Annotated in this window: 16 protein-coding genes; 12 read left to right on the top strand and 4 right to left on the bottom strand. The window is 41.1% G+C overall.

The genetic code is table 11. The annotated features are described in order from the left end of the window. The first annotated feature begins 179 nt into the window (after positions 1-179). Complete coding sequence (locus HZA08_03855) at positions 180-458, top strand: hypothetical protein (GenBank protein ID MBI5192564.1); 279 nt, start codon at positions 180-182, stop codon at positions 456-458. A 102-nt stretch (positions 459-560) separates the two neighbouring features. Here the strand turns inward: HZA08_03855 and HZA08_03860 are convergent, their stop codons facing one another. Further along, a complete protein-coding gene (locus HZA08_03860; protein MBI5192565.1) occupies positions 561-1,160 on the bottom strand; it encodes a redoxin domain-containing protein in 600 nt (199 codons plus the stop codon). A gap of 55 nt (positions 1,161-1,215) precedes the next feature. Then, positions 1,216-1,668 carry a transcriptional repressor gene (locus tag HZA08_03865; GenBank protein ID MBI5192566.1) on the bottom strand — a complete coding sequence of 151 codons (453 nt, stop codon included), beginning with the start codon at positions 1,666-1,668 and terminating at the stop codon, positions 1,216-1,218. Positions 1,669-1,908: 240 nt separating this feature from the next. Between HZA08_03865 and tsaB the strand changes: the two genes are divergently transcribed. The 4 genes from tsaB to tatC all read left to right on the top strand — a co-directional run bounded on the left by tsaB (position 1,909) and on the right by tatC (position 4,374). Beyond that, entirely contained in the window at positions 1,909-2,649 is a 741-nt protein-coding gene (gene tsaB, locus HZA08_03870) for a tRNA (adenosine(37)-N6)-threonylcarbamoyltransferase complex dimerization subunit type 1 TsaB (protein MBI5192567.1), read from the top strand. 128 nt (positions 2,650-2,777) lie between these two features. Continuing rightward, entirely contained in the window at positions 2,778-3,236 is a 459-nt protein-coding gene (gene rimI, locus HZA08_03875; protein ID MBI5192568.1) for a ribosomal protein S18-alanine N-acetyltransferase, read from the top strand. A gap of 142 nt (positions 3,237-3,378) precedes the next feature. Next, on the top strand, positions 3,379-3,615 hold the full coding sequence (locus HZA08_03880; protein ID MBI5192569.1) for a DUF465 domain-containing protein: 237 nt from the start codon (positions 3,379-3,381) through the stop codon (positions 3,613-3,615). Positions 3,616-3,642: 27 nt separating this feature from the next. After that, positions 3,643-4,374, top strand: coding sequence for a twin-arginine translocase subunit TatC (gene tatC / locus HZA08_03885; GenBank protein MBI5192570.1), 732 nt, complete (start codon positions 3,643-3,645; stop codon positions 4,372-4,374). 204 nt (positions 4,375-4,578) lie between these two features. On the opposite strand, the gene HZA08_03890 is transcribed toward tatC, so the two are convergent. Further along, positions 4,579-5,394: a GAF domain-containing protein gene (locus HZA08_03890; GenBank protein ID MBI5192571.1), complete on the bottom strand. Its 816-nt coding sequence runs from the start codon at positions 5,392-5,394 to the stop codon at positions 4,579-4,581. Between the two features lie 70 nt (positions 5,395-5,464). On the opposite strand from HZA08_03890, the gene HZA08_03895 reads away from it, so the two are divergent. The 6 genes from HZA08_03895 to HZA08_03920 all read left to right on the top strand — a co-directional run bounded on the left by HZA08_03895 (position 5,465) and on the right by HZA08_03920 (position 10,599). Beyond that, complete coding sequence (locus tag HZA08_03895) at positions 5,465-6,223, top strand: tetratricopeptide repeat protein (GenBank protein ID MBI5192572.1); 759 nt, start codon at positions 5,465-5,467, stop codon at positions 6,221-6,223. Positions 6,224-6,383: 160 nt separating this feature from the next. Further along, positions 6,384-7,325: an SDR family oxidoreductase gene (locus HZA08_03900; GenBank protein ID MBI5192573.1), complete on the top strand. Its 942-nt coding sequence runs from the start codon at positions 6,384-6,386 to the stop codon at positions 7,323-7,325. Then, complete coding sequence (locus HZA08_03905) at positions 7,309-8,052, top strand: DUF3108 domain-containing protein (protein ID MBI5192574.1); 744 nt, start codon at positions 7,309-7,311, stop codon at positions 8,050-8,052. The genes HZA08_03900 and HZA08_03905 overlap by 17 nt, the downstream gene beginning before the upstream one ends. A 224-nt stretch (positions 8,053-8,276) precedes the next feature. Further along, positions 8,277-9,500 (top strand): GGDEF domain-containing protein, encoded by a 1,224-nt coding sequence (locus HZA08_03910; GenBank protein ID MBI5192575.1) that lies wholly within the window; start codon positions 8,277-8,279, stop codon positions 9,498-9,500. Next, complete coding sequence (locus tag HZA08_03915) at positions 9,481-10,092, top strand: hypothetical protein (GenBank protein MBI5192576.1); 612 nt, start codon at positions 9,481-9,483, stop codon at positions 10,090-10,092. The genes HZA08_03910 and HZA08_03915 overlap by 20 nt, the downstream gene beginning before the upstream one ends. Positions 10,093-10,218: 126 nt before the next feature. Continuing rightward, on the top strand, positions 10,219-10,599 hold the full coding sequence (locus HZA08_03920) for a RidA family protein (protein ID MBI5192577.1): 381 nt from the start codon (positions 10,219-10,221) through the stop codon (positions 10,597-10,599). 240 nt (positions 10,600-10,839) lie between these two features. Here HZA08_03920 and HZA08_03925 read toward each other — a convergent pair whose 3' ends face one another. Continuing rightward, positions 10,840-11,031: a 50S ribosomal protein L28 gene (locus tag HZA08_03925; GenBank protein ID MBI5192578.1), complete on the bottom strand. Its 192-nt coding sequence runs from the start codon at positions 11,029-11,031 to the stop codon at positions 10,840-10,842. A 136-nt stretch (positions 11,032-11,167) separates the two neighbouring features. On the opposite strand from HZA08_03925, the gene recG reads away from it, so the two are divergent. Further along, on the top strand, positions 11,168-13,306 hold the full coding sequence (gene recG / locus HZA08_03930) for an ATP-dependent DNA helicase RecG (GenBank protein MBI5192579.1): 2,139 nt from the start codon (positions 11,168-11,170) through the stop codon (positions 13,304-13,306). The last annotated feature ends 142 nt before the right edge of the window (positions 13,307-13,448 follow it).

Genomic DNA, 13,448 nt, shown 5'->3' on the forward strand with positions numbered 1-13,448 from the left:
AGTACGCCCTGAAAATGCTTGGATTGCTTAAAAAGTGTAATTTAACGATCTAATTTGTACGATAGGTGATTTTTAAATTGCAAAATCCAATTTTGTGCCGGTTTTACCAGATGTCACGGAGACTTTTGCAAGAGCCTCAAAAGATTGTGAAAAAAAGAAAGGTATTTTAATAATATAATGTGAGAGGTGACACCAGTATAAATATCACTCTGCTCAATCAGCAGAAAGTAAAGGGAGTGGTCTACCCATCTCCTGTTTTCGCCGTCCCAAAATTATCCTTTTTGGGGCAAAATAAATTATCCCCTACAACTGCGGCACTCAGGAGGACATTCCAGCGGCGGCCGCTCAACAATATTCCTGTAACAATTACTTCAGTAGAACGTATTGAACTTCAGAGCGGTAAATATGTCCCTGTGCTTGAAGTGAAGGTGGAAAGCCATCACGATACAATTAGATAGCTGTCATGAGCTTGGCGCTCAGAAAGGGGGATGAAAAGTTAGTATTAAGCTGAATGAGGTATAGCCCCCGACTCAATCAATCGGGGGCTATACAGCTCACTTTTATTTCATTGCCTCGTAGATTTTCCCGACGATTTTTGCTGATGGTTTAATGGTCTTATCCCCTTCTTTCCACTTTGCAGGGCAGACCTCATCAGTGTGATTTGAGAGATAGACATTGGCCTGCATCTTTCTCATGAGTTCATCAGCGTTCCTGCCGTTATTGTAAAAATTGACCTCAGAGCCGATCAGTTTTCCTTCAGGATTAATAATAAATGTTCCCCTCAGGGCAAGTCCTGTGTTCTCATCATAAATGCCGAACATCCTTGATACCTTCCCTGTCGGGTCTGCACCCATAGGGAATTTTACCCCTTCCATAAGCTTTTCTGACTGATGCCATGCCATGTGAGAGAACTTCGTGTCAGTACTGACTGAAAGAACTTCACAGCCGATGTCTTTTAGTTCCTTATACCTGTCTGCCAGGTCATCAATTTCTGTGGGGCATACAAAGGTAAAATCAGCAGGATAGAAAAATAACACTAACCACTGCCTTTTCCCCTTTATATCCTCAAGGCTTATCTTCCCGAAATCGCTCTTAGTCGGGTCATATATTTCCATCTCAAAGTTTGGTACTACCTGTCCTATTGATAAAGATTCTGTCATTGTGTGTTCCTCCTTATTTATGGTTAAAGGTTAATTGAAATCTCATTCCTTAATCTTAAATAGTTGCTTCTGATTCACCCCCCTTCTTCTTTATCATTTTTTTCTGGCAGTTCCTACATAAGCCATAAAAATCAACATGGTTTCCGAGCGGTTTAAACTCCTTTAGTACATTGCCGGGGAGCTTTAATACATCTGAGTAGTCAACAAACACATCATGGATTTCATTACATTCAGTACATACTATGTGATGATGCGGGGTAGTGTTGGGGTCATAGTGTTTTTTAGCAGGGTCAATGGTAATTTCTAATAATTCTCCCTTATCCCTTAACGCCTGAAGTGTATTGTAGACAGTTGCGAACGAGAGAGTCGGATTACCTTTTTTAACCTCTCTGAAAATATTCTCTGCAGTCGGGTGGCTTGTGTTGCCTTCAAGGAACTTTAGAATGGCAATCCTCTGTGCTGTTAATCTTAATCCTTTATCTTTATATTTTTCAACTATTTTTTCCACTGTGTATCCTTAACTATTAATTAGAATAATTCTAATTTAAGAATGATTCTAAAATAACTTTTCTGACATGTCAAGAACTTTTTTTAAGTAATTCTCGGCGAATCTTTTTTCCCTTGCAAATGCGGGACAAGAATGTCCCGTCTATAGCGATAGGCGGAGTTTTCCAACCCCGCTATAATGGCTGAGAATTACTGACATCTTTAAAATGGCTTTACAAATTATTTATGAAAGTTTATCTTAGTGGTAAAAATGAAAGTTCTTGGAATAGACACCTCAACACTTATGGGAAGCGTCGGGATCATCGAGGATGGCCGTCCCATTGCTCAGTATAGCCTGAGCATAGAAGTAACTCATTCAGAGAGGCTTCTTGATACAGTAAATACAATGTTAAAGGATTCAAGGATTAACATTGATTCAGTTGATGGGTTTGCTATATCTATCGGACCGGGTTCTTTTACCGGGCTTCGTATCGGGCTTGGAACTGTTAAAGGTCTATGTATGGTGACGGGTAAACAGGCCGCCGGTGTCTCTACCCTTGAGGCACTTGCATCTAATCTCCCTTTCTGTAAATATACTATCTGTCCTGTGCTTGATGCACGGAAAAAAGAGGTTTATACAGCCCTGTTTAAATATGATGAAAATGGGAGTATTATACGGGTAACTGAAGATATGGCAGTTTCTCCTGAGTTTCTTGTTGAGAACCTTATAGCCCGGATTGAGGGATCTGTAGTATTTCTTGGGGATGGGGTATATGTTTATGAGGATTTATTAAGTAAACAGCTTAATGATAAAGCGCTTTTTGCCCCGGTTAATTGCCTCCTACCATCGGGGCTGTCAGTAGCGAGGATTGGAATGCAGAAGTTATTGAATGGCGAGGTGCTTCCTCCAACCGGAGTTCCTGCGTATATAAGGAAATCAGAGGCGGAGGTGAAGAAGCGGAAGAAAGAGGTTGATAGACTGAAGGCTGAAGTAAGAAGTTAGAAGCATCGTTTGAAAACCCCACCCTCACCCTGCCCTCTCCCTGAGGGAGAGGGTGCTAAGATTATTCCCTCCCCGACACTGAACGGGGGAGGGGTAGGGTGGGGATGGGGTTATTCGCTGATAAAGCTATGGTGAAAGAAGAAAATATTACAATAACAGATATGAAAGAGGGGGATTTAGCGGAGGTTCTTGAGATAGAAGAGCAATCCTTTACTGATCCCTGGTCATGCAACATGTTTAAGGCTGAGTTATCCAACCCATTTTCTAATGTGTGGTTAGCTCGTGACCGGAGCGGTATGTTAATGGGTTATATATGCTTCTGGTTGATAGAAGACGAGGCACATATATTGGATCTTGCTGTGAGCCCTATTTACAGAGGCAAAGGCGTGGGAGCACTGCTTTTATCTGTATCCTTAGACTATTGGGATGCAAAAGGGATTCGGGTTGCATATCTTGAGGTAAGGGAATCTAACATGACTGCACGCAAGCTCTATGATAAATTCGGTTTCAAGATGATGATGAGGCGTACTAAGTATTATAGAAATCCTGTTGAAGATGCGTTTATAATGGGGCTGGAGATTAGATAAAAGTGAATAGTGAACAGTGAATAGTGAAAACCCACCCTCACCTTAATCCTCTCCCTGAGGGAGAGGAAATTTCCTTCCCTTTCAAGGGGAGGGTAGGGTGGGGATGGGTTATATTCGAGATATAAATGAAAGGGGGGAGTAGATGATTGATAAGCATAGTGTTTTGATAGACAGGCTGCGCCGGGAGAATGATGATTTTTTGATGTGGGAAGAAAAGCACATAAGGCTTGAACGGGAGATAAGGGGGTTTAACAGAAAACATGTTCTTACTCCTGCAGAAGAATTGATAAGGAAAAACCTTCAGAAAGAAAAGCTCATTGCAAAGGATAAGATGAAGGAGATAATAAAGATGGAAGAGAGTAAAGAAAATTCCAGATAAATTTGCCTGCTTTGCAGTGATCTATTTATGAAAGAGGTTTTTGATAAACGGATGTCCCTGACCGGACACCTTGCCGAGTTGAGGACATGCTTAATAGTCTCTGTTATAGCAGTTGCCATAAGTTTTGTAATTGCATTTTATTTTTCAGAGCAGTTATTAAGGTTTCTCATTAGACTGATTAACGAGGAAAACAGACCTCAATTTATATTTTTAACTCCTGCCGAGGCACTCTGGACCAATTTTAAGGTAGCCATGTTTGCCGGAATTATCCTTTCATTTCCCGTAATCTTATATGAAATCTGGAGATTCATCTATCCTGCCCTACGTGAGAAGGAGAGAAAGTATGTACTCCCGTTTCTTATATCCGGTGTGGTTTTCTTTGCAATAGGGCTTGTATTTTGCTACACAGTAGTGCTTAAATACGCCCTGAATTTTCTTATGACCTATAAGACTGCTGACCTTACCCCGCTTATATCAATAGGTTCATATCTGGACTTTGTAATGAAATTTATGCTCGCCTTTGGATTAATCTTCGAACTGCCGCTTGCGATTATTTTTCTCACTAAAATAGGTTTGCTCACACCGGCATTTTTATCAAAAAACAGGAAATATGCAATACTGATAAATTTTATAGTTGCAGCCATTCTCACTCCAACTCCTGATGTCTTTAACCAACTGCTTATGGCAGTCCCCCTGATTGTGCTTTATGAGCTTGGTATTTTAGGTGCAAGGATTTTTTGCAGAGAGGCGAAGAAGTAAGAAGCAATAGGCAAGAAGCTAGAAGTAAGAAGTTAGAAGGAAGAAGAAACGAGTGAAAAACCCCACCCTCACCCTAACCCTCTCCCTGAGGGAGAGGGAAAAATGAATGAGTCGCTTCCTGAGGGAGAGGGTGCTAAGATTATTCCCTCCCCGACACTGAACGGGGGAGGGTTAGGGTGGGGATGGGGTTGTTTTGTTTTACGTTTAAGACGGTATCAATTGCTTCTTTATGGCAAGCTGGGTATGTTCCATTGTTGTGGCGATGTATCTTGTAAATATAGATAGTAATCTCAGGTGGTGTTCCGTAAATACCCTGTCAGTTCCCACAAGATAGCTCATATTCATAACACCGATTACTTTGCCTTTTAGCTTTATGGGAAGACTGATTGCAGAATTTATCTCATCCTTTTTCTTTGCCAGATTTTTTATCTGATTATCTTCTATTTTGCCGGTAAGGATAAGTGGTGTCTTATTTTTTAAGACCCATCCGGCAACTCCGTCATCAATCTTTTGAAGCACGGTTCTTAAAATGGCTTCGTCAAAATTTATGGAGCTTGCAATAATAAAATTACCTGTTACATCATTCGGGAGCATGATCGAGGCTCGGTCTGCGTTTACAAGGTTGAATGCGATATGTAATATCTTATCGAGTTTTTTCTGAAGGGAAAGAGATGACACGCTTATCCTGCCTACCTTATATAAAAGCACTACCTCATTTAACCGTTCTTTAACGGATGCTGTCCTGATGCGTTCCTCAATGTTTTTGAACTGCTCTTCGGTAAGGTTGGCGTTGAGTCTCTTAAATTCCTTTTCCTTATTGATTAAATAGATGGAAAATAAAGTTGTAAGAAGTCCGAGAAAAAAAAGCGTAAGATACTTCTGCTCGAGTATTGATAAGACGATAACTGCGCAGGTTAAAAAGCCTAATATAATCAACTCGAGACTAAGAAGCTCCCACCTCTTTTTTTCTATTGTCTTAAGCTCTTTTATATATTCTTCCATCACGATACAAAATACCATAGTATTATATACTTGACAAGACTGATTAATTTACTTAATATTCTGAAGTTTGAATTCCATGAGGTGACTTGTGAAAATAAAGAAGAAGGCCCCAAAACAAAAGGAAGTTGTAACAGAATCAGAACGTGTGCAGAATTTATATGACGATTTGTCATTTAAGTTTGAGGATATTTTTTCGAAGTACAGTTCAGCAATAATTGCTGCAATAGTTATTATTATAGTCGTCGGCCTTGGTGTTCTTGGTTATCGCTACATGTCCGGCAAATGGGATAAGGATGCGTCAGCCCTGGAGAGCACTGCGTATAATTATTATGTTGAAGGAAACTATAAAGAGGCAATTACCGCGTATCAGAAGATAACGGAAAAGTATTCATCCAGTGATAATGCACCGGTTGCAATGTATTATCTTGGGAATAGTTACCTCGGACTTGGACAGAATGATGAGGCGATTAAGACCTATCAAAAGGCGATTGAGAAATATAAAAATGAGAAGACTATAATTCCGCTTGCATGGACTGATATCGGATATGCCTACATGAATAAGAAAGATTATGCCAATGCAATATCCGCATTTAAACAGGCTGCAACAGCAGGAAACTCTCTTGTTGCCGACAGGGCGGTATATGAGACTGCTCTGGCGTTCGAAGCGTCCGGTAATAAGACCTCTGCAGTTGAACGGTATGAGTATCTGAAAAAGGTATATCCAAACTCGCCATTGACACAGGATGCGGTTGCCAAACTTAATAAGATTCAGGGGAACACACCGGTACTGCAACCACCGCAGGTTGTTAATCAACCGGCTAAAATTGAGGTAAAAGAAAAGAAATAATATTAATGAACCGTCAAGAGGCGGGGTCTTACAAAGGGAAATGAAAATTAACCACAGAGACACGGAGGCACAGAGAAAAGATTTTATATTTATTATTCAAATAAAAACTCTGTGCCTCCGTGTCTCTGTGGTTTAAAATTAGATTTTCTGGAGAACAATTATGCCGAGAATACTTATTACAGGCGGGTCAGGCTTTATCGGCTCACATCTTTGCGAGAGATTCCTCTCTGAAGGTCATGAGGTTATATGTATGGATAACCTCATAACCGGTGATGTAAATAACATCAGTCATATCAAGGACAGCAGATTTTCCTTTGTCCATTATGATGTGACAAACTATGTATATGTTAAGGGGAACCTTGATTATATACTCCATTTTGCAAGTCCTGCCAGCCCGATTGATTATATGGAATTTCCAATCCAGACCTTAAAGGTCGGCTCTATCGGGACTCATAAGGCACTCGGCCTTGCAAAGGAAAAAGGCGCCCGCCTTTTGCTTGCATCCACATCTGAGGTGTATGGGGACCCTGTTATCCATCCACAGAATGAAGATTACTGGGGGAATGTAAATCCTGTAGGACCTCGTGGTGTGTATGATGAGGCCAAGAGATTTGCAGAGGCCCTGACAATGGCCTATCAAAGATACCATGGAGTAGATACAAGGATTGTCAGGATATTCAATACCTATGGGCCGAGGATGAGGATTAGGGACGGAAGGGCTATACCGAACTTTATTACTCAGGCACTCAGTGATGAGGATGTAACTGTGTATGGAGACGGCGGTCAGACAAGGAGTTTTTGTTATGTATCAGATTTAGTAGACGGCATATACAGACTGCTGATGTCTGATTATAAGTCACCTGTAAATATAGGTAATCCGCATGAGATGACGGTGCTTGAGATGGCACAGGAGATAATCGCACTTACAAAAAGTAAAAGTAAGATCATTAAACTGCCGCTGCCTGAGGATGACCCAAAGGTCAGACAGCCTGATATTACAAGGGCGAAGAGTATACTCGGATGGGAACCTCATGTAGCATTAAAAGACGGACTGCATAGTACTATAAGTTATTTCAGGCAGAAGCTTGGGATATTATCTTAAAATAATAGTCTTTCTAATTGCACTACAACTTAATACCCCATTCATATCTTATGCTTATTCATTTCCAAAAGGTGAACGCCTTGTATTTAATCTCTCATGGTATGGGGTAAGCGGAGGGACCTCTGTTATGGAGGTTTCTGATGCTATAGACCGTGACCTTCCGGTGTATAAGATAACCTCTACCACCAAATCCAATAAATATATTTCCATGTTTTATCCTGTCAATGATGTAGTTGAGTCTTATGTAGATATTAAAGGTCTTTACCCGCACCGTTACAGGTCTATCCAGAGCGAAGGGAGATACAGGAGTAATAAGGAGATTATGTTCGACAGGGAGAAGAATATTGCGACCCTTATTGACCATAAATCAGGGGGTAAGACTCGCAAATCTGATATTGTTCCCGGCGCTCAGGACCCACTATCCGTTGTCTACTACTTCCGTAATCTCCCATTAGATGTCGGCAAAGATGTAAATGTTGAGGTTCACGACGGGAAGAAAAACTGGACACTTGTTGTAAAGGTTCTGAAAAAGGAAAAGATAACAACCCCTGCAGGTACTTTTGATACGATAAAGGTTAAGGCGCTTATGAGATATGCGGGTCTGTTTGTAAATACAGGCGATGTGTTTGTGTGGTTTACCGACGACTCGTTACGAATACCGGTTCTAATGGAAAGTAAGATAAAGATAGGATATGTTACTGCTACCCTGATAGAGAAGAATAATTAGGCAAAAGCTGCATAGTATCATGTTCAAAACGGCCGTCTTGCCATGTCAGTATATTGACGGACGCCACCATTCCGTGACTAACGTTTTCTTGGCTAAATTTACTGCATCAAATTAATATTCAATTAAATCAATTAGATAGAACAAAGGGTATTATTGGTTATAGATGTCCTTAATACTGGTATAATTTGTGCATAAGCCATTGGTAACACTAAACGAGGTGACTTATGAAAAAGATGAATAAGGAAAAGGTAATCTACTTAGACAGCAATCTCGCATGCATGGACACAACTGCCCTTCACCAACTTTATAAAGACCTTCAGAAGGCCAACAGGATGTTGACATTACAGAAGAAAAAGCTCGTTGAAGAGAAGAATTCTTTAAAGCGGTGGGGAGATGACCTGAGCCTGCTTAATGACCTGAGTAAGTCACTTGTTGCGACATTAGATACCGACCAGATTATAAGTACGGCCTATACAAGGATACAGGAGGTCGTTCCTCATGACATCTTGTCAATTGCACTGTTTTCACAGAAGAAATTATGGCTGTTTTCAAATGTAAAATTAAATGTGGAAGAGATTGAAGAGATCAAGTCTGCAATTGTGTCTGCATTAAAAGAGGTAACTGACTCGGGAGACAGTAATGCCTATAAGACTGCTGTGAAATATGTAGAAGACGAAGACCATGAAACAACATCCGACTACTCTTTAAGAAAGAAGGAGGAATTACAGTTTGCAAACCGCCTGTTTTTCCCGCTGGATAGCGGCGGTAACAAGATTGGGATGCTGAAGCTGATTCGTTATTCGGATGAACCCTTTTCCAAACATCAGTATGATATTTTATCAATGATCGTAAGCACACTTACGCTTGCACTGAGGAATTCAGAGATTCACAGAGAGGCTCAGGCAATGGCAACAATAGACAGCCTTACCGGCCTTTTTAATAAGCGTTATTTTAATGATATTCTTGACAGGGAGTTTAAAGGAACAATGAGGTATCAGACCCCTGTCTCACTGATCATGATGGACCTCGATAACTTCAAGACAATAAATGATATGTATGGCCATCAGGCCGGTGATGCAGTCATAAAAGAAATATCATCTATGCTTACAAAGAGCCTGAGGGATATTGATGTGCCGGCAAGGTATGGCGGAGATGAGCTGGCAATAATCCTCCCTGAGACTGATGCAGAACAGGCATTTTTTGTGGCAAAGAGGCTTAAAAGGCTTATTGAGCAGAATCCAATAAAGTTTAAAGGGAACTCAATTAAAGTTACTGCAAGCATCGGCATATCAAGCTGTCCGAATTCAAGTATAAAAACAGTCGAAGACATGATCTCAGAGGCGGATAAGGCGCTTTATGATGCAAAGAAATGCGGCAGAAACAGGATAGAGTCAAAAGATAATATATTCAACCATGATAATGCCTTCCTTGGGCCGCTGGTTTTTTAATAATATGATGGAAGAGAAAAGAGGAACTGTAAGGGTTTACGACAGGCTGCAGATAGCCTACAGGCTTATTGAAGATGAAGACTATGTAACAATTGAAAGCCCTGAAAAGTATTTTCCTTACATCTGGAGTAAGTATCCATCCTCAATAGTTTTTGACGAATCAGAAGAATCAAATCTGAAACTCCTGCCTCATATCGTAGACCTTAACCATAAGATGGACATCATGATAGAACTCCTGCTCAACAACAATAAAGATATGCGAGTGGAGGTACCGGTTGAGCGGGATGTCTCCCTTAGTGCATCAGGTATAAAAATGGATCTATGTGACTCTACCTGTCCAGGGCAGAGGGTCGCATTATGTCTTGTCCTGCCGATGGTACCCCCCACTAACTTATTTATAATTGGAGAGATAAAGAGGAGCAGTAATTCAACATCAACCGAGGGAAAAGAAAAGGGTCTTTTTGAGACCGGCATCAAGTTTTTAGATATGAAGGAAGATGATTATGAAAAGATAGTCAAATATATATTTAAAAAACAGCGTGATTTCCTGAGAAACAAAAAGATGTTGACTAAGGAGGATACTTTTAGTTAGTATTGCGGTCAAAATAAGAACGGGGTTCAAACCGGTCTTTCTTTGCGGTGGGTGAGGCGCTTAGATGTGTAACCGGTTCGTCCCCCGTCTTGATTATTATTATATGAAAAATTAGGCTTTTTGTCAATGAAATCAATAATATATTCAAAGAATGCACCCGCTGCAATAGGCCCATATTCTCAAGGGATAAAAGCTGGAGGATTTATCTTTGTATCAGGCCAGATTCCCATTGATCCTGAAACAGGAAATATAATTCAGGGTGATATTGAAGAACAGACAGAACAGGTATTAAAAAATCTCAAAGAAATCCTCGCAGAATCCGGATTAACATTGTCAGACGTCGTAAAAACCACACTCTATCTTAAAGACTTATCAAACTTTGAGAGGGTAAATAATGTATATAAAAGATATTTTATAGAAACCCCGCCAGCCAGGTCTACCGTAGAAGTAGCGAGATTACCCAAAGACGTTCAGATAGAAATAGATGCAATAGCTTATATTTATTAAGGGTTCAAGGGGTTAAGGATATTATGAAGCTTACCTTCTACTTCCCCCTCCCTTGAGGGGAGGGGGTCAGGGGGAGGGTGAGCTATGGAAATTTTCGGATGAACTCCCATGAACCGAGGGTTCACAAAGGGCCATGAAAATCAGCGGCACAGGAATGTCCCGCCTATCCTCGTAGATATGGATAGGCGGGGTTTTCTTACCCCGCCGGAAGGGATTTTCGGATGAACTAATTTGAATTCCTCAGACAGCCTTCTTTACACGGTTGGAACGAAGACATCTTGTGCAAACCATTACGCGCTTAGCAGCAGTATTGACCACAACCCTTACCCTTTGAAGATTGGGCTGAAACGTCCTTTTTGACTTATTATTGGCGTGACTTACGTTGTTCCCTACACGCCTTCTTTTCCCACAAATCTCACATTCACGAGCCATTCGGCACCTCCTATTAATATTTAAACAATCTGGAACTTGTATAAAAAACCGTGTAATACTATCATAACAGGAACAAAAAATCAAAAACAATTTTCCATAATATCCCCTCCCCTTCAAGGGGAGGGTTAGGGTGGGGATGGGGTTTCAGATGGATATTCAAAAAGACATACAATATCTCAAAGGCGTCGGCCCTGCAAGGGCAAAGCTATTCAACAAACTCGGCATACATACTGTTGAAGACCTTATAAATTATATACCCTTCAGATATGAAGACAGGGGAAACCTAAAACCCATAAAAGAGCTGCTACAAAGCTGGTTTACACTTCAGGATTACACATCCTTTAAAACAGTTCAGGGAAAGATAGTATCTTCGCGGATTATTATTACTCCAAGACAGGGAAGGAAAATATTTGAGGCTGTAGTGGGAGATGGTTCAGGTTACATTACTGCGAAGTGGTTTAACCAGGCGTATCTCAAAGATGTCTTAAAGAAAGACAGGGACATTGTGTTGAGCGGATATTTGAAACGTGACAACTACTCTCATGAACTTTATATGGACGGCCCTGAATATGAGATCATAGATACAGAGTCAATGCCGGAAGATGATGCCCTGATTCACACAGGCAGGATAGTCCCAATATATCGTGTTACCAATGGACTTTCACAGAAGGTGCTTAGGAACATAATCAAATCTGCTTTGGAGACTTATAGTGTGCCGGAGATATTGCCTGAAGATATTATCAAAAAGTATCACCTGCCTTTTTCTAATATTGCAATAAATCAAATCCATTTTCCTTCAAAGGGAACGGATATTGAAAAATTAAACAGGGGAGAGACAGTCCCGCACAAAAGGTTATCCTTTGAGGAGTTTCTGCTCCTTGAGGTCGGCCTTGCAATGAAGAAGACTGCTGTAACTAAAGAATCCGGTATTCCCTTTAATGTGAATTGCAGTCTTATAGATAAGCTGTTTTCAATCCTGCCGTTTAAACTTACTAATTCTCAGGACAGGGTTATAAATGAAATAAAGAAAGACATGGCAATGCCTCACCCTATGAACAGACTCCTTCAGGGTGATGTGGGCTGCGGTAAGACAGTGGTTGCACTCATGGCAATGCTTGTTGCAGTTGATAATGGGTATCAGGCCGCCATGCTTGTCCCAACAGAAGTACTCGCTGAACAGCACTATAGAAATATTAAGTCATATCTGGACAAACTCAACATCGCCTCAGCAGTACTCAAAAGCGGTATGAAGTCAAAGGAGAAGAAGAGCGTTCTTGAGAGTGTATCTGCCGGGGAGATAAAGATACTGATTGGCACCCATGCCTTACTGGAAGGGGGTGTGACCTTCAACCGTCTCGGGCTTGCTGTTATTGATGAACAGCATAAATTCGGCGTCCTCCAGAGGGCAGGGTTAAAGAATAAGGGATACAATCCTGATGTACTCATAATGACTGCTACACCAATACCACGAACACTTGCCATGAGTGTTTATGGTGATTTGGATGTATCAGTAATTGATGAACTGCCGCCGGGGCGTACACCTGTTGTAACAAGATGGCTTTACGGTAATAGCAGGAAAGAGGCGTACTATATAATGCAGGAGGAGTTAAAGAAGGGGAGGCAGGCCTATGTTGTATATCCGCTTGTTGAGGAGTCTGAAAAGGTTGACCTCAAGAGTGCAGTAGAAATGGCAGAACGCCTGCAAAAGTCATTTCCTGATTATAAGACAGGCCTGCTTCACGGCAGGATGAAGTCTGCTGAAAAGGAAGAGGTCATGGCCGGATTTAAGAGGAATGATATTCACATACTCGTTTCAACAACTGTAATCGAGGTTGGTGTTGATGTACCGAATTCAACGGTCATGGTAATTGAACATGCAGAGAGATTCGGCCTATCCCAGCTTCATCAATTACGCGGCAGGGTGGGAAGGGGAAGCGATAAATCATACTGCCTGTTACTTACCGATGGTTTCGTAACGGATGACGGCAGAAAACGGCTTGGCATCATGGAGAAAACAAACAACGGCTTTGAGATAGCAGAAGAAGACCTGGCAATAAGAGGACCCGGTGAGCTGTTCGGGACAAGACAGGCAGGAATCCCTGAGCTTAGAGTGGCCAATATCATCAGAGACGTAAAGATATTAGAGGCCGCAAGAAAAGACGCCTTTGAGATAATAAGTAAAGACCCGTCATTGTCCCTCCCTAAACATAAATTATTACGCCATGCCATGGAGCGAAAGTGGTTGAACAAACTGGAGCTGGGGACGATTAGTTAAATTGTAACCGTTCACAGTCCATTATATCAATCCCATGTAATTATCTTTGAAAAGGGAAGCAGGTATTTAATACCCTTTGTAGTTTCGTTGGTTTTAATAATTAAGTGGTGCGATGAAACTGTTTCAGGAATGATTTTTATAT

Source organism: Nitrospirota bacterium, assembly GCA_016212215.1.
In the GTDB taxonomy this organism is placed as follows: Bacteria; Nitrospirota; 9FT-COMBO-42-15; order HDB-SIOI813; family HDB-SIOI813; genus JACRGV01.